Annotated in this window: 16 protein-coding genes; 4 read left to right on the top strand and 12 right to left on the bottom strand. The window is 50.8% G+C overall.

Going from position 1 to position 17,200, the window contains the following annotated elements:
- Positions 1–12: 12 nt before the first annotated feature.
- The 3 genes from K7G97_RS08580 to K7G97_RS08590 are packed head-to-tail and all read right to left on the bottom strand — an operon-like array spanning position 13 to position 2,941.
- On the bottom strand, positions 13–987 hold the full coding sequence (locus tag K7G97_RS08580; protein WP_223040301.1) for a hypothetical protein: 975 nt from the start codon (positions 985–987) through the stop codon (positions 13–15).
- Positions 984–2,030 (bottom strand): DUF58 domain-containing protein, encoded by a 1,047-nt coding sequence (locus K7G97_RS08585; protein WP_223040302.1) that lies wholly within the window; start codon positions 2,028–2,030, stop codon positions 984–986. The genes K7G97_RS08580 and K7G97_RS08585 overlap by 4 nt, the downstream gene beginning before the upstream one ends.
- Positions 2,031–2,032: 2 nt before the next feature.
- Complete coding sequence (locus K7G97_RS08590) at positions 2,033–2,941, bottom strand: AAA family ATPase (protein ID WP_223040303.1); 909 nt, start codon at positions 2,939–2,941, stop codon at positions 2,033–2,035.
- A 225-nt stretch (positions 2,942–3,166) separates the two neighbouring features.
- Between K7G97_RS08590 and K7G97_RS08595 the strand changes: the two genes are divergently transcribed.
- Positions 3,167–3,394: a hypothetical protein gene (locus K7G97_RS08595; protein WP_223040304.1), complete on the top strand. Its 228-nt coding sequence runs from the start codon at positions 3,167–3,169 to the stop codon at positions 3,392–3,394.
- A 33-nt stretch (positions 3,395–3,427) separates the two neighbouring features.
- Here the strand turns inward: K7G97_RS08595 and K7G97_RS08600 are convergent, their stop codons facing one another.
- From K7G97_RS08600 to K7G97_RS08640, 9 genes are all read right to left on the bottom strand, one after another.
- Positions 3,428–3,643: a DUF3006 domain-containing protein gene (locus K7G97_RS08600; protein WP_223040305.1), complete on the bottom strand. Its 216-nt coding sequence runs from the start codon at positions 3,641–3,643 to the stop codon at positions 3,428–3,430.
- A gap of 21 nt (positions 3,644–3,664) precedes the next feature.
- Positions 3,665–4,525: a ComEC/Rec2 family competence protein gene (locus K7G97_RS08605; protein WP_223042015.1), complete on the bottom strand. Its 861-nt coding sequence runs from the start codon at positions 4,523–4,525 to the stop codon at positions 3,665–3,667.
- Entirely contained in the window at positions 4,522–5,073 is a 552-nt protein-coding gene (locus tag K7G97_RS08610) for a histidine phosphatase family protein (RefSeq protein ID WP_195865045.1), read from the bottom strand. The genes K7G97_RS08605 and K7G97_RS08610 overlap by 4 nt, the downstream gene beginning before the upstream one ends.
- A gap of 46 nt (positions 5,074–5,119) precedes the next feature.
- Complete coding sequence (locus tag K7G97_RS08615; protein ID WP_223040306.1) at positions 5,120–5,914, bottom strand: DUF3307 domain-containing protein; 795 nt, start codon at positions 5,912–5,914, stop codon at positions 5,120–5,122.
- On the bottom strand, positions 5,911–6,558 hold the full coding sequence (locus tag K7G97_RS08620; protein WP_223040307.1) for a hypothetical protein: 648 nt from the start codon (positions 6,556–6,558) through the stop codon (positions 5,911–5,913). Before K7G97_RS08620 ends, K7G97_RS08615 begins: the two co-directional genes overlap by 4 nt.
- A 285-nt stretch (positions 6,559–6,843) precedes the next feature.
- Positions 6,844–7,314, bottom strand: coding sequence for an NUDIX domain-containing protein (locus K7G97_RS08625; protein ID WP_230088538.1), 471 nt, complete (start codon positions 7,312–7,314; stop codon positions 6,844–6,846).
- Between the two features lie 298 nt (positions 7,315–7,612).
- On the bottom strand, positions 7,613–10,018 hold the full coding sequence (gene parC / locus K7G97_RS08630) for a DNA topoisomerase IV subunit A (protein ID WP_223040308.1): 2,406 nt from the start codon (positions 10,016–10,018) through the stop codon (positions 7,613–7,615).
- Complete coding sequence (gene parE, locus K7G97_RS08635; RefSeq protein ID WP_223040309.1) at positions 10,011–11,981, bottom strand: DNA topoisomerase IV subunit B; 1,971 nt, start codon at positions 11,979–11,981, stop codon at positions 10,011–10,013. The genes parC and parE overlap by 8 nt, the downstream gene beginning before the upstream one ends.
- 178 nt (positions 11,982–12,159) lie before the next feature.
- Entirely contained in the window at positions 12,160–12,561 is a 402-nt protein-coding gene (locus K7G97_RS08640) for a CoA-binding protein (RefSeq protein WP_023468336.1), read from the bottom strand.
- A gap of 429 nt (positions 12,562–12,990) precedes the next feature.
- Here K7G97_RS08640 and K7G97_RS08645 point away from each other — a divergent pair, with 429 nt between their 5' ends.
- Genes K7G97_RS08645 through K7G97_RS08655 form a run of 3 tightly spaced genes read left to right on the top strand, consistent with a single transcriptional unit; the run spans position 12,991 to position 17,198 of the window.
- Positions 12,991–14,031, top strand: coding sequence for a tyrosine-type recombinase/integrase (locus K7G97_RS08645; protein WP_223040310.1), 1,041 nt, complete (start codon positions 12,991–12,993; stop codon positions 14,029–14,031).
- Positions 14,032–14,061: 30 nt separating this feature from the next.
- Positions 14,062–16,671 carry a DEAD/DEAH box helicase gene (locus K7G97_RS08650; protein ID WP_223040311.1) on the top strand — a complete coding sequence of 870 codons (2,610 nt, stop codon included), beginning with the start codon at positions 14,062–14,064 and terminating at the stop codon, positions 16,669–16,671.
- The gene (locus tag K7G97_RS08655; protein ID WP_223040312.1) at positions 16,668–17,198 is read left to right on the top strand and encodes a glycerol-3-phosphate acyltransferase; all 531 of its coding nucleotides are present in this window, start codon (positions 16,668–16,670) and stop codon (positions 17,196–17,198) included. Before K7G97_RS08650 ends, K7G97_RS08655 begins: the two co-directional genes overlap by 4 nt.
- Positions 17,199–17,200: the final 2 nt, after the last annotated feature.

Here is a 17,200-nt window from a genome sequence, read left to right on the forward strand (position 1 = left end):
AGGGGCTTTTCGTTAGCGTTCGATTTGTTCCCGTACTTGACGGCGGAACGTCTGAATGTCGTAAGCCGGTTCACTTGGACTGAACTCGATTCCGTCAATCAGACGCGCGTTTGATGACGCATCCGGGAACTCGATCCGTGTCAGCCATTCAAGCGTCGTCTCTTCATGGCGTCTTGGGAAGGCTTGCTCGAGTTGAGAGGCAATCTTCAGAAACGGATGATGACTATGCCGCTTTGGCACATGCGCCCGTGCCGGCTTGGAGTGCTTGACGGTTTGCTCTCTTTCGATGGCTATGACTTTCCGCTTCCGGATGACATAAAGTGTAACTGCAACTAAGATGACAGTCAGAAGCGTCGTCGCAATCCAAATCCAATCCGGTGTTCCTGCCTGGACCGTTGCTTGCTTCACTTCTTTGACGCCTTTAATGTTTTCAAGTCCCATTGCCCGGTTCGTCATCGTGTCCGCTTCCCGACCAAGTGGCTCCGTCCAAAGGAACAACGAACCAAATGCTTCAAATAGTGGACGAATCGCACTCGTGACGGATCCGATGAGCGCTTCTTTCGTAAGCCGGAAGACGACAGCGATGATCAACCCCGCGCTAAGTACGAGCGCGACCGTCGGGAAGATACGCCGCCATTCTGTCATGTACGTGACGACGAATGGATACGCGACGACGAAGAGCAGAAGTAAAAAGGCGCCAATCGGTGGTGTCACTCCCGGGAACAATACCATTACGACGCCGATGACCATCGCACTCGTAGCGTATCGCCACGCCGAATCGACCGTATCAAGAAACGCGGACCAGGCGACGAAGACGAGCGCTAAGACGCTAGCTACGGGAGAGAGGAAATATAAGGATCCCGCTACGAGTAGCTGTAATCCGATGCGAAGCGAACGATGTGGGACGAAGGCAAGTGCCGGAAGAGCGACCGCGAGATAGAACGGAACCGGTAATAGACTCGCAAGGAATATCCACCAGAGAATCATGCGCTCACTCCTTTCTGCCGGTGACCGAGATGGATCTCCGCCGTCGTCGACGGTACACTACGTTGCAATCGCTTCGTGAAGTACCGGCGTTCGAGCGGTAGATCGTATTCGGAAATCCGAGCAAGGCATTCCATCGTCCGTAGGAATTGATGTTTTCCCGTCCCAGACGGAACATGATACCACTGCCCGGATCGGTTGACCATCGAAATCCAGAGGCTGTAGGAAGCCCCTTGTTTCTCGAGTTCACGGATGATCGTCGCGGCACGCGATAACAGTTTCTCGAAGTCCGCGCGGAGGGCGAGTCCGTCTGCGGACAAGCCATCAACGATGACGGCATAATCATGGTTACGTTTCCGGTCATATTGATACGAGTACAGCTCATTCGTCTTCGCATAAGCGGACCAGTAGATCGACTTCGCATCTCCGGAGTAAGGAACGACGGAGTGGAAACTCGAGCGATCGGTGAACGGACTCGAGCGATCAATCGTCTCACCGGGAATCATCCGCTCATTCCACTCGACCGACGCTGGTGCAAAGTCAGGGAAGACATGACCCAGCTCTTGGATATCAAGCGTCACATAGATTGTGATCAAATGAAACGGATCCGAGATCATGACGTCAAACGACTGAATGCGAATCGTTCCCCGGTGAGCAGCAATGACATCGATTGAAAATGGCACAATCGTCTGTTTGCTGACATATAAGTGTTGACGCCAAAATTGACTACTCGCATCAGGAAGCTTGATCTGATCCCCGAGCAACCCAGAGATCGTGATGCGACCGAGTGGTAACTTCGTTGGGTTCGATAACTCGAACGGTATCTGGATCGTTTCCTCTCGAAAAGCGCGAACGGTCTCAAGGAGGCGGACGCGAAGCCGCTTCGCAACGTATTCGAGATAATACGGCATCACCCAGCCATATAATGTATAGGCGAGTAGTAAAGCCGCGATCCAGACAGGACCATAGAGCCCGACGATGACGCCACTTGCACCTGTCATCGTAAGAATGATGAGGTTAAAGCCTTTTGGTATGATCAATTGCATGATTACACCTCAGTCGGAACAGTGAGTGAATCGAGAACCTGCTCGACGAGACGTTCGTTCGATAGCTTCAGCGTCGCTTCGAGCGTCAAGACGAGACGGTGGGCAAGCAATGGCGGTGCCAAGTGCTTGACGTCCTCTGGTGTGACGTACGTCCGCTCCTGCATCCAGGCCCGTGCTTTTGCTGCTTTTAAGAGTGCGAGCGTCGCTCGTGGACTCGGTCCGATCTCAACGTCACGATGGGCGCGGAGTGCGTCACAGACGTCAAGTAAGTAGTTTTCGACGCTATCGTCGATCGAGACGGCGGTGACTTCCTCTTTCCAGTCATTGAGTTGTTCGAGCGGAATCTGTAATTCGGCTGCTGTTAAGTGTGCTCCACGTAATAATGCTTTTTCTGCTTGACGTGTTAGCGGAGCGAACGACAACTTGAACAAGAAACGGTCGAGTTGGGCATGCGGCAGTGGGAATGTGCCGTGTCCATCAAACGGATTTTGTGTCGCGATGACAAGAAAGTGTTGCGGTAACGTATAAGACGTATCCCCGATTGTCACTTGTCCTTCCGCCATTGCCTCGAGCAATGCTGATTGTGTTCGTGGCGTCGTCCGGTTAATTTCATCGACGAGGACGATATTCGCGAACAGCGGACCAAACCGTTGTTCAAACGATCCTGTCAGCGGGTTGAACAGTTCCATCCCAAGCAGATCGGTCGGTAACGTATCCGCTGTACATTGAATACGTGAGAACTTCGCTTCGAGTGTCTGCGCCAGTGCTTTTGCTAGTGTCGTCTTACCAGTCCCCGGACGGTCTTCGAGCAACACATGGCCTTCCGCGAGCAAGCCCATCAATAAATGATCAATCACATCGTCCTGACCAAGAACAGATTGTTTGAGTGATGTACGTAACGTTTGAAACATAGATGATTCCCCCTTTAAGATGCATCGTATTTCTAAAGTGTACGAAAATTCAGAAAAAACCGCTAGTGATTTTCCAGGAATCACGCATAAAGAAATACGTCTATCTTTTATACTACCAGTTTCATCCAAAAGTTTCGTGAAATATCAAAAAATTTAAAGAAGGATTAGTGAAGTCACTTAGCGAATAAAATATATAAGGTTGTTAAGAGAAGGGGGAATGGACTCATGAAACACCATACTACGGAATCCGCTACTACTCCAATCAATCGACATGACATCGCCCATAGTCCGCTCGATGATTACCAACGTATCGTCGCTGGAGGACCCCCGAATCGCCGAGCCTTTGCCGCGATTCGTCGGCTCCCATTCGGATTACGTTTGCTGACGTATACGATCGGTTCCTTATTCACAGCAGGCATCATCGCTGGACTCGTCATCAGTTTACTGGGTTAAAAAAGACTCCCTCAGCGTACCGAGGGAGTCCCATCATTCTTCAAAGAGGTCATCCATCAATGCGGTGATCTCTTTTTTACGTGCGTTCGTCTCGTCGCGTAAGATCCGAATCGAGCGTCCGGTCCAGTCAAGTCGGTCGCCGATCGTTGCCTGGCGCGGCAAACGACTTTTCGGTAATGTGATCGTCTCACGGTCGTCGGTTTCGCAAATCGCTAGATCGTCTTCAAAATCAGCTAGGGTCAATCGCATCTGATGCACCTCCACGTCTCGTTATTCCGGTCGTAAATCGGTCCGGTTCGATTCCTTGATACCGTCACCGGTCGAGATATACTGAATCGTTCCACTTTGATCGGTTCGGTCAATCGTGATCTGTTCTGCTTTCAGTTCCTGTAAGACGGAGGGACGCGGGTGACGGTAAGCATTATCCTTTCCGGCTGAGATCAACGCTCGCTTCGGATCAACGGCTTGCAGGAAGGGCAGGGAGGACGATGTGTCTGCTCCGTGATGCCCAAGCTTCAAGACATCGGCGCTAAGATCGGCATTTGACTCAAGCAATTGTCGTTCCGTCCGGATCGGTGCGTCGCCCATGAAGAGGAACCGATCCTGTCCATGTTCGACCCGCAGGACGGCACTCCAACTGTTAAGATCCTGTGTCCCGTCCGTTAGGGGTGCAAGGAACGTAAAGCGTGCGGCTTCACTCGGTATCTTAAGACCCGCCTTGACCGACTTGATCGTCACTCCTTCGCGTTTGACGGCTAGAAGGAAATCGCGGTACGTCTCCGTCGTATGCGTGACACGCGGGGCATAGACGCTGTCGACTGGAAAGGCATCGAGGACGGTATCGAGTCCACCGATATGATCGGCGTCCGGATGTGTCGCGATGATCGCTGTTAAGCGTTTAACTCCCAATTCTTGCAGGTAGCGGACGACATCCTCGCCTTTACCGTTATTCCCACCGTCAATCAAGATCGCGTCTTCCTTCGTCCGGATGAACGTGCTATCTCCTTGACCGACGTCAAAACCATAGACCTCCATCTGTCCTGCCGTTGGGGCAGGGGGCTCTTCATCCCGGGTCGTGTAGAAGATGACGATCAGGCAGAGTGCTAACAGAATCGTTGAGCCCCATTTCAGCATGTCGGTTCCTCTTTCTCGAACAGATAGAGCATACCGTTGCGCGGATGACCGAACCGGGGTCCACGATAACCGCGACGCTTCAAGGCAGCCCGCATCAGAATCATCATGCCGCCGTGCCCAACAAGTAAGACCCGTTCGTCATCCTCGAACATCAATTGATTCAACAGGACCTCGATCCGTTCATTCGCATCCTTGATTTCCGCTTGAATCCGTTTGCTGAACGGGGCTGCCAGTCGACCGAGGACCGCCCAGCCAAGAAACGGTAACCGGAGATTCGAGCGAATCGTCGGGAACGGTACTTCCCGCAGTAAATCCGTCACGATGATCTCTTGATCGTAGACGCTCTTCGCCGTCTGGACAGCGCGTGGCATGCTACTGGCATAACAGACCGTCCAGTCGATCTGACCGAGCTCGACCGGTTGAATATCGATGTCTGACGTATCATAGCGTTCAATCCATTTTTCAATATCGCTGGCGCTGATCCAGCCTTTCGTCGGGTATCCTTCCGTCACCCGGTGATGTCTCACTAATCCAATTTGTTTCATACTTCGTGCGACGGTCCAAACCGTCTCCCTCACTTTCATTCATCGTTTAGAATGCGACGCGAATCGCCAGTCCACATAAAATCGCACCTAAGATACTGAGCAAACTCCCGATGATGTAATATTCCGCAAAGCGGCGATCTTCAAACTGTTTAAAACGAGCCAGCGCCTTCAAAGCAATGATGAAGCCGATGGCTCCGGTTGCGTTCGTGACGACGAGCAGGGTGATGATCGCCCGTTCGACGAGACCGATATAACGCCCGATCCCATTCAATTCCGTCGTATAACTGCGGGCAGAATCTTCGACTTCATGTGTGACAGTCCGCGAAACGCCGTCGAGTTGCTCCTTACGTGTCACTTTCCGCTCGAAATGCGCTTCGATCAAGCGTGGAGCGAATGGTGCGAGCATCAAAGCAATCCCGTGACCGAGTAACTCCGTCGTCACTAAACTAAAACATAGAATCCACAGAATTTGTTCCGGTCGCGAGAACGACAACGACCAATCGATCGGAACAAACACCCATGTCAAGGCAATGATGGCAGCGATATGTAACGCTTGATCGATCCAGTACGCCGCTGCTTGCTTGACGCGACGCTTGAGCGGGGAGGCATCGAGTAGGCCGTGAAACACGAGAATGCTCCCTCCAAGCCATCCGGCGATGTCGAGGGTCAACTGTCCTCGGATGACGAAGAACGCAAGGACAAGTAGCATCAGAGCCACATGGACGGCAAGATGTTGGACCAAGATGCGTCGGTGTCGATGTTTCAGTTGCGCCATCCGTCTCGTCTGTAATGGAAAATCAGCAAGTAGGTGGACAAGGATAAGGCTAAGTAAGACAGTCACCGAATCGCCTCCCAGACTTGGAATTGCTCCAGTGCCTGTGCCAAGGCAGCTTCAAGTCGCTTGCGTTGCTTACGCTGCGAGCGAGAGACGAGTTTTGCGACATTCGCGCGGGCATCTTGTTCCTTAAAGCCCATCTTTAGACCAATCTCTTCATACGTATCATCCGGATATTGATCCATCAACCGGTGCAGTTCAATCTGACGGTCCGTCTTTCCAAAATACGCCGGATAAAGCATCTCGAGATAGCCATTTAGCAGGGCGGTCGGTAAGTAGGGCGGTCCAGCAAAGGCGATCCGTGACGGAAGTGTCTTCGCGTGTTCCTGTGCTTCAAAGGCATGAATAATCGCACTACCGTTAGCTTCTTCGGCTTGTGTCGTTGAAATCGTCTCATATTGACCAAATCCGATCCCGATGTAACCCGGCAATTCTTGATTCAATAAGTGCAGCATGACCGGATAACTAACCGGATAATCCGCAAATACCGCTAGTAAGCTATCACCAGATTTGATTTGGAACGGAACGATACTCGTAGGAAATGCCGTATTCAGATCGTTCGCGAGTTCTCGGAGCGCTTGAAGTAATGCTTCTTTGCTCGGATAATCGCGGGAGCCTTTGACATCAAACGACAAGGCAACAGCTTGCATGACGATTCCTCCTGTTTATTTGTTGCCACAATCATGGAAACATTTTATTTGTTACCGATAAAAAGGTAACATTCACGATGTTACTGTTATTAGAGTAACAAAGAATGAAGAGGAAGACCAACAGGACGATAGACCGATTTTTAGATGACAGGGGGATGAATGCATCTAGATAAAATATCATTTTTTTATTCAAGTTAACATAACATATATTATCAATAGTTATAAGATTTTGTCTCATAATCAAGGTAAACTTAAGATAGTGAGACAAAACAAAAAAACACGGGATTAGCCGTGTTTTCGACAATCATACGGACGTGTCCGTTCCAATCGATGAATCAAACGATCCAAGAAAATATGATGGCGGCGTTCGAGTTGCGTGATCCGTTCAAGTGGCAACCACGCGAAATCAAAGAAATCACCGCAATCCTGACCGTCACCAGCCACACAATGCGTCCAGCGGTTCTCTTGGCATTCGATGTGCGCATGGTAGAAATACGTGTAATGGACCCGCATTCGCTCTGGGTACCGCATCTCTTCTTCGCCGATATACTGGACGGATGCTAACGAGAGACCACTTTCCTCAAGCGTCTCACGGACAGCCGCTTCCTTAGCGATTTCAGCATCTTCGATCGTACCTGCGGGGATCTGCCAATCACTCTCAGGAGCCGATTGTGGATGAAAAACAAGTAGTTCCCATCCGTTAGGTTTTTCCCGAGTGATATAGATTGCTACTTTTTCGCGACGTCTGAATTTCATCTTCATCACCTCTCCAAGGTCGGCAGATTGCACAACAAGCAGCTAAAGGGACGGTCCCGTAGCTGCTTGATCAATTGACGCTATAAGCAAAGCTGCGGAGACGCGTGACCCGACGCTTGTTCGTGACGAATCGTGACCTGACTATTTCTTATATTGTAGCCGTTATTGGTCAGTGTTTCAATTTGTAAACGATATTTATAGCGATAAATCTCAAAATTCGGAGCGTTCGTCTCAAAATCACCCTCTCCTGCCCCGCTAGATCTAAAAAAGCTCCCCCGTTATCCGGAGGAGCCTCGTCTTATCGTGTATACCAGTCGAGTAAGGGACCAAATTTCTCTTCATCGTAGGCAAATGAACCGTTCGATAAGCGGTCGAGGAACGATAACGAACCGATTTGGATCGTTTTCTCCTGTTCTTTGCCGCTAAGGACTAATTCTTTCGCCTGCGTGACATCGATCAATGCTGCGACTTGGTGTGGTTTCGATTTCAAATCACGCAGCAACTGTAAGCCACGGAGCGCACGGCTCGAGACTTGGAACTGATCCGCGAGACGCATCTTCTTCAAGGCACCCCGTTGCGTCAAGAGGACGATCTGTGGCGCTTCCTTGAAGCCGATCGCGCCCGCGACGACGTCCTGATCCTTGAGGTTGATCGCTTTAACACCAGCAGCCCGAACACCAACGACCGGAACGTCATCTTCCGTAAACCAGAGCCCGAAACCGTTCTGTGTCGCAAGGAACAGCTCTGTTTGACCCGTTGAGACCTGGGCGTACAAGACTTCATCGTCTGCCTTCAAACGGACACCTTGAAGTGGTTTTGACTTCCGCTGGGCGTTGTAGTCACTCAGTTTCGAGCGTTTGACCATCCCTTGACGAGTCACGAACAAGCAATGGTGCGATTCGTCGAACGAACGAACGATATCTGCGGAGAGGACCCGGTCACCCGGTTCGAGTGGGACGAGGTTCGCGACGTGTTGACCGCCATCCTTCCATTTCGTATCCGGTAATTGGTGGACCGGAATCAGCAAGTAATTCCCGCGAACGGTCCAGACGATCAAGTGGTCGGTCGTCATCGCTTGCCCTTGGAGCAACGGACGATCCTGTTCCTTCAAGTCCGGCAAGTCGTTCGAGGCACCGAATGAACGGAGTGACGAGCGTTTGACGTAACCGTTTTTCGACAGGAAGACCATTGTTTCCTCGACAGCGATCATGACTTCCGTCTTCAGCTTCAGTTCTTCAACTTCCGCTTCGATCGTCGAGCGACGTTTGTCCGCGACTTGTTCCTTCAAGACTGTCAATTCCTTGATGATGAGACGATTCCGTGTCTTTTCATCGTTGAGGATCTTCTCGAGACGCGCGATTTCCTTCTCGAGTTTCGCAGCTTCTTCCTGCAACTCGACGATATCGGTATTCGTTAACCGGTATAGCTGGAGCATGACGACGGCTTCCGCTTGACGGTCCGTGAAGTTGAAACGCGTGATCAGCTTGTCTTTCGCGTCCGCTTTGTTCGACGCAGAACGAATCAAGGCAAGCGTCTCATCGAGGACAGAGATTGCTGTCATCAAGGCAGAAACGACTTCCTGACGGCGTTTCGCTTGTTCGAGGTCAAATGCTGTCCGGCGGATGACGACTTCCTTGACGTGTGCAAGATAGGCATCAAGCAACGTCAAGACGCCCATTTGCCGCGGTGTCCGCTCATGGATCGCGACCATGTTGTAGTTATAAGCAATTTGTAAGTCAGTCTGTTTGAGGTAGAAGTGTAAGACACCTTCTGCGTCCGCTTCCTTCTTCAACTCGATGACGACGCGTAAGCCGTCGCGGTCGGTCTCATCACGAACTTCCGCAACCCCTTCGACCTTTTTATCGAGACGGAGTTCTTCCATCCGTTTGACGAGATTCGCTTTGTTGACCTCATACGGGAGTTCCGTGATGACGATTTGCTGACGACCGCCACGCAGTGTCTCAATCGTTGAACGCGAGCGGATGATGACTTTCCCGCGTCCTGTCTCGAACGCCTTCTTGATGCCATCAAGCCCTTGAACGACACCACCAGTCGGGAAATCCGGACCTTGCATGTGCGTCAATAAGTCATCGACGTTCTGGACCGTCCCTGAGATCCGACCAATCGCAGCATCGAGGACTTCTCCCGCGTGGTGCGGTGGAATCTCGGTTGCGTAACCGGCGGAAATCCCCGTCGAACCGTTCATCAGCAAGTTCGGCAGAAGTGATGGTAAGACGAGTGGTTCCTCTGTCGTATCATCGAAGTTCAGCGTGTAATCGACGGTCTGTTTGTTGATCCCGTCGAGAATCAGACTTGAAACTTTCGATAAACGGGCTTCCGTATACCGCATCGCTGCCGCGCTATCACCGTCGATTGACCCGTTGTTCCCTTGCATATCAATCAGCGGGTAACGAAGCTTCCACTCTTGGCTCAAACGGACCATTGCTTCATAGACCGACGAATCACCGTGTGGGTGATAGTTACCGATGACGACACCGACTGTCTTCGCTGATTTCCGGTAGGCCCGGTCGAACAAGTTGCCTTCCGTATGCATCGCATACAAGATTCGGCGTTGAACCGGTTTCAGACCATCCCGGGCATCCGGTAAGGCACGATCTTGGATGATATATTTCGAATAACGACCAAACCGGTCGCCGACGACTTGCTCGAGCGACAGGTTCAGGATGTTTTGTAGATTAGACATGTTCGTTCACACTCTCTTTCGTCACGTGCTCGTTCTCGATGATCGAGAGGTCTTCCGCGAGACCGAAGGCGACATTGTCCTCGATCCACGTCCGGCGGTGCCCGACGTTATCGCCCATCAGGACTGAAACGCGTTTTTCCGCTACGGCAGCATCGTCGATCGTGACCCGAATCAACGTCCGTGTCTCAGGATCCATCGTCGTTTCCCAGAGCTGTGGTGCATTCATCTCCCCAAGTCCTTTGTAACGCTGGATCATATAACCTTTACCGAATTTCTTCGTCGTTTTCTTGAGTGTTTCTTCGTCCCAGACATATTCGAACTTCTCCGATTTGCCTTTCCCTTTGGAGACACGATAGAGCGGTGGTAAGGCAACGAAGACCTTCCCAGCGTCGATCAACGGGCGCATGTAGCGGAAGAAGAACGTCAACAGCAAGACTTGGATGTGCGCGCCGTCGGTATCGGCATCGGTCATGATGATGACTTTGTCGAAATTACAATCCGACAAGTCGAAATCGGCTCCGACACCGCCACCAATCGCGTGAATGATCGTGTTAATCTCTTCATTCTTCATGATGTCAGCGAGTTTCGCTTTTTCCGTGTTCAAGACCTTCCCACGGAGTGGAAGAATCGCTTGGAACGTCCGGTTTCGTCCTTGTTTCGCAGAACCACCGGCAGAATCACCCTCGACGAGGAACAATTCATTCTTGTCCGCGTTTTTCGAAGCAGCAGGTGTCAGTTTTCCGTTCAAGATGCTCGAACGTTTCTTCTTTTTCCCGTTTCGTGCTTCTTCGCGGGCTTTACGTGCTGCTTCACGCGCTTGTGCTGCGCGAATCGCTTTTTTGATCAACAGCGTCGCCGTTTGTGGGTTCTCTTCCAAGTACATCGAGAGACGACGGCTGATGACAGCATCACAGCTTGTCCGTGCTTCCGGCGAACCGAGTTTCGACTTCGTTTGCCCTTCGAATTGGAGGAACTCTTCCGGAATCCGGATTGAGACGATCATCGTCAACCCTTCGCGGATATCATTTCCGTCAAGGTTCTTATCCTTTTCCTTCAAGAGCGTGTTTTTCCGGGCATATTCATTCATGACCCGTGTCATTGCCGTTTTTGCACCGACTTCGTGTGTTCCACCGTCGCGTGTCCGGACGTTGTTGACGAACGACAGGACGTTTTCCGAGTAGGCATCTGTGAACTGGAAGGCGATATCGACTTCGATCTCGTTTTCCGTACCTTCGAACGCGACCGTCGGATGCAGTGTATCTTTATCGTCGTTCAAGTACTGGACGAATTCACTGACACCGTCTTGGTACTGGAAAATGTCCTGTTTATCGGACCGTTCGTCCGTCAGCGTAATCTTCAGACCTTTCAGCAAGAATGCAGATTCGCGTAAGCGTTCTGCGAGCGTATCGTAGTTGTATGTCAACGTACTGAAGATCGAGCCATCTGGTTTAAAGTAAACGCTCGTTCCTTTTTGACGCGTCGTACCCGTCTCAAGCAACGTCGTCTTCGGCATCCCACCGTTTTCAAACGTTTGCTCATATTGTTTCCCGTCACGGAAGATCGTTACTTTCAGATCCGTTGACAAGGCGTTAACGACCGACGCCCCGACGCCGTGTAAGCCACCGGACGTCTTATAGCCACCTTGACCGAACTTACCGCCAGCGTGAAGGACTGTGAAGATGACTTCAGCAGTCGGTTTTCCAGACGCATGCATCCCCGTTGGCATCCCACGTCCATGGTCACGGACCGTGATTGAATTATCTTTATGGATCGTAACGTCAATTTGTTCCCCGAACCCTGCGAGCGCCTCATCGATCGCGTTATCGACGATCTCGTAGACGAGATGGTGAAGTCCACGGTGATCGGTTGAACCGATATACATACCTGGGCGCTTCCGGACTGCTTCGAGTCCTTCGAGCACCTGTATGGCATCATCATTGTAGTTATTTAAGTCTGTCGCCATTCATTTCACCTCAAAATTCGAAAGTACGACGTCGTTTTTACAAACGTTCGTTCGTTATTTCGAGTAGTCTGTCTCTAATTGTAGGCATCTTCTTGCTTCCTGACAAGCATAACCTGTAAAGCGCATGAAAAAAGACACCTTCACGAACGGGTGAAGATGCCTGAAATCGTGCGATGACTCACAGATATTGATGCTCGATTTTGATGCAACGATTCTCAATATATGGAATACCAGCACCAAGTGCGAGACTTTCTGCTTCGACACTCGAGAGACCAAGCTGATTCCAAATCATCCCGACGTCACCGTGAGCAACAGCATCTTTGGCGACATCCGCTAAAAACTCAGACCGACGGAAGACGTCAACGATATCGATGTGTCCTGGAATGCTCGCGACACTCGGATAGACTTTCTGACCGTTCCACTCATTTAATGTCGGATTGACTGGAATGACTTCGTATCCATGTTGGACTAAGTAATCCGCAATCCAGTTTGCCGTTTTTCCGGAATCACTCGAGACACCGACGACGGCAATCCGTTTCGCATCCTTCAAATATTGACGTGCTTGTTGATCGGTAATCATCTAGAACTCCCCCTTATGAAAATAACTCTTACCTAACACTCTATACCCGAACCGAGATGAAGTATGCGAAATCGAGCACGTTTTCGACGTTTTTCAGAAATCGTCTTGAAATCAAATGAGTCGAACGATGACCCGTCGAACGACTTCTCGATGCAACTGAGAGCGAAATTGAATATTCATTCTTTTTCGATGATTTAGGTGACATAATACTATTATTGTCATTAAAGAGAATGTCGTATCTCAAAAACGATAAAAATAGGTTAAATTCTCACGTGCATCGAGTTGACCAACGACCCGTCTGATGCGTTGTCGATGCAACTGAGCGCTCCCTGTCTGACAATTTATCGTTGCGTGAAATAACTATTTCACGCAAACAAGTGTCTGATGTACCAACGTTTGGTATACTACCACTAGAGGGGTGATTGTCGGATGAGTTTATTTAAAAACCTAGGAAAAACGATACATAAAACGACCGTTTCAGCTACAGCACCAGCGATTCCCGGTTATGAGCGGATGCCACGCTTCATTCAGTCCTATTTGGATCAGTTAGCAGCAAAACATTTCTCATTAGCAACGATGCGCCGCTACGTCTACGACTACGAAGCGTTCTTTCAATTTGTTGCTACAGCGTCAGGTGAAGAAGTGACGGCGCGGGATATTCCGCTCGAAGCATTCGTCGAGATCGATGCAGCGGGGATCGAAGCTTACGCTGAATACCTTGCCTTAACTAAACAAAATGCATCAAGTGTCATCAACCGAAAGTTATCAGCATTACAGTCGTTGTTCCGTTATTTGGTCGATACGGGTCAGTTGTCGGAAAACCCGGTCGCCAAAGTCAATCGACCAAAACAAGCGAAGCGAGAACCCGTTTACCTGACGAAACGCGAATGGGATGAATTGATTCAGTTGTTACCGTCGAACGTTGAGATGAATGCCCGGGAAGCGTCGCATTATGAACGGGACCGTGTCCGCGACGTGACGTTATTCCAACTACTCGGCTATAGCGGGATGCGCCTCAGTGAGATGACTCAACTCGTCTGGAACGATGTCGATTTTCACGAAAACACGCTCCGCGTCATCGGAAAAGGCAACAAAGAGCGGCTGATTCCGCTCGCAAAACCAGCTCGGATTGCCTTACGAAAATATGCGATTCATTATCAGATGCCAACGAGCGGCGCCGTGCCTGTCTTCCAAAAACACGGGAAACCACTCAGTCCACGTGCAGTCCAGCATATTTTGCAGCGGCACACGGAACGATTGAAACCAGTCCTGCCCTTTTTAGAGCGCAAAAAAATTACACCGCATAAATTGCGGCATACGTTTGCAACACGCCTTGCGACCGGTGGGGTCGACGTTCTGACGATCCAGCAGCTACTCGGTCACGAATCCGTCGCGACAACACAAGTCTATGCCCATATCGGTGATTCCGAGAAAAAACGCGCCGTCGATTTATTTGATGGTGAACGATAATCATATTATGTTAACTAAAGGAGGGATAGTATGAATTACGGGCTCAGTGAACGCAAAATCAAACAGATGTCTGATGCTTATGCCTTTCGACGGGGAAAGAAGTATGTCGCCGCCCGTAAGGTCACGTTGCACAATTACCGGATGGGTGACGAACTGATCGAAGCGAGCGTCGACGGTGAGGAACGATTCACGGTCACCGTCCGCGTCAAAGCGCACGGTGTCGACGCTGGATGCAACTGTCCGTCGCTTGCGATGGATACATCGTTTTGTGGACATATCGTCGCTGTTTTACTGGCGATGCATCATGTACAGGCACATGGCACACCGACGCCGCTATCGCCGCAGATCCGTCCGTTCACGGCGATTCAAGTCGATGACGCTGGCGCGCGCCATTATTTACGCAGTCTCACACCAGATCGTCGGGTAGCGATTCATTTCGAACTGACCGGACCCGTCGTGACGCTCAAACGACTGACGGACAATCAACAGCATCAACTGTCTCTGCCCTACTTCGATCGTTTGCTTGGACAGACGGAGTATTTGCAGCGAGTCGCCGATGTTTCGTTCAGTCCTGATTTGCAAGAACGAATCGTTTCCGGGACACCAATCGTCAAGTTGCATCTTGACCGAACGGCTCAGGAAGTCGAAGTCCGCGTGTCGTTTGATTATCAAGGGATTCAGCTGAATCCGCTCGACGAGACGATTTACGCTGGTCGCGATCAAGTAACGGAACAAAGTGTCTTACGCTTCTTACGTGAATTCCAAGCAACGCCACGTGACACGCGCTACATCATCACGCGTGACGCCGCGCAATATGCCTTTCTGCGGAGCCTGCTTGACGAACGGGTCGAGCTCGGTCAACTGGAGTTATTTGCAACACAAGCGATCCGGACGACGTTACCAAAAGGACCGTTTCATCCGCGGATCGAAGTCGACGTGACGGACCGCCTCGACTGGCTCATCTTCAACTTTTCAATGGACGGAATTCCAGAAGATGAGCTGAAACGTGTCCTGAAGTCGCTCGTCTTACAAAAACGGTATCACCGCTTGAAATCCGGACAGTTCGTTTCTTTAGAAACACGAGCTTTCCAGCAGTTGCAACGGGTTCTCGCCCAGATGGAAGCAAGTGAACGCGACTTACGCGATGGACGAATCGTCTTACCTGCCGTCCGGAACATGAAGCATCTGATCGGCGCCTCCGTCCTCCATCTTCACGCTGATTTGCTCGAGAAATGGCTTGAATTAAAATCCGGACAAGGATTCCGGCTCGACTTGCCGAATTCGTTAGAGTCACGACTCTATCCGTATCAACGGACGGGCATCCAGTTTCTGAAGAATCTGGACGCACAAGGATGTCACGGGATCCTAGCCGATGAGATGGGGCTCGGGAAGACGATTCAAGCGATTGGTTATATCGCGACGATTCCTGACCGTCGTGCGCTCATCGTTGCGCCGGCGTCACTGCTCCGCAACTGGGAAGCGGAACTGAAGCGCTTTTTACCCGATCGACCGGTTCATGTCGTCACCGGTTCTCAAACTAGCCGACTCCGCGAACTGGAGCACTTACCTGACGATACGGTAACGATCGTCTCCTATACGACGCTTCGGACCGACGTCCGTCGCCACCCTGTATATGACGTCGTCTTCTTTGATGAAGCACAGCACTTGAAGAATCCGCGGTCGCAAACAGTCAGTCAACTGCGACACCTGCAAGCAAAACGACGGTTCGCCTTATCAGGAACACCGCTCGAGAATCGACCGCGTGATATCTGGTCGATTTTCCATGTCCTGTTTCCGGAATTACTGCCGGATTTAGCGACGTTTGAGAAATGGTCGTTTGATGATATGCAACAGTTCATCCAACCGTTCTTATTACGGCGTGAGAAACAAGATGTCTTACAGGATTTACCGAAGAAACAGATCGAACATCATTATGTCGAGCTCGGTCCGAACCAAAAACGATTATATGCGTCGTATCTTGCCAAACTGCAACTGGAGACGTTGCAACACTTAGACGAGACGAAACGCGAAGATCGTTTGAAGTTACTGGCTGGGTTAACGCGTTTGCGGCAAATTTGCAACGATCCAGGGTTATTCGTTGAGGGATATACAGCGGAAGCAACAAAACGAACGCGTCTACTCACATTGATTGCCGAAAAACGGACCGCCGGAAAGCGGATCTTGATTTTCTCGCAGTATACACAAATGCTCGAACGCATTCGCTCGGATCTCGCGCAACGTCACCTCCCCCACTTCCTGTTGACGGGTGAGACACCACTCGAAGACCGAGTGGCATTATGCGACCGGTTCAATGACGGTGAAGTCGATCTCTTCTTGATTTCCCTGAAAGCCGGCGGAACGGGATTGAATCTCGCAACTGCTGATACCGTCATCCTCTTTGACAGCTGGTGGAATCCGGCCGTCGAACAGCAAGCTACCGATCGTGCCCACCGACTTGGACAACAATCCGACGTTACGGTCATCAAACTGCTGACACGCGGGACGATCGAAGAAAAGATGACGGAATTACAAGATCGAAAAGCCCAGATGGTCGATGCCGTCCTGACGGCTCCAGACAGTGATGCCTTGACCGTCAAAGAACTCGTTCATCTCGTAGAAACAAAGGAGGAACATCGGTGATCCTTGATCTCCTGCTTGGTTACCTTATCGGCAGTATTCTTGGCGGTACGCTCTGGAAGTACGTCAGTCGTACCGATTTGGCTCAGGTCGGTTCCGGAAACATCGGTGCCCGCAACGCCCATCGTGCCGGTGGGCTCCCGGCCTTTTTATTCGTGTATCTGTTTGATGCCGCGAAGACGGTTCTTGCACTACAGATCACAGACGCATTTTATCCCGTTGCTCTTGCCGTGCTCATCGGTCACTTGTTTCCATTGTTTCATCCGCGACGCGGCGGTAAAGGGTATGCCGTATTTTCCGGCATCGTCTTCGCCATCACGCCGTGGGCATATCTTGTCGGACTAGGCATACTCGGTCTGTCTTATCTCGTAACGAAAGATAGCGTCAAAGCGGGGCTGATTCCGGTTGTTCTGCTCCCGTTACTCCCCGTCTACTTTGACGCGGGACCCATCAATATCTTGTGTACCGTTGCCGTAAGTCTACTTGTCCTGTGGGCTCATGATGCACTTCACAAGCCAGTCATTACATAAGG

Source organism: Exiguobacterium acetylicum (assembly GCF_019890935.1).
In the GTDB taxonomy this organism is placed as follows: Bacteria; Bacillota; Bacilli; order Exiguobacteriales; family Exiguobacteriaceae; genus Exiguobacterium_A; species Exiguobacterium_A abrahamii.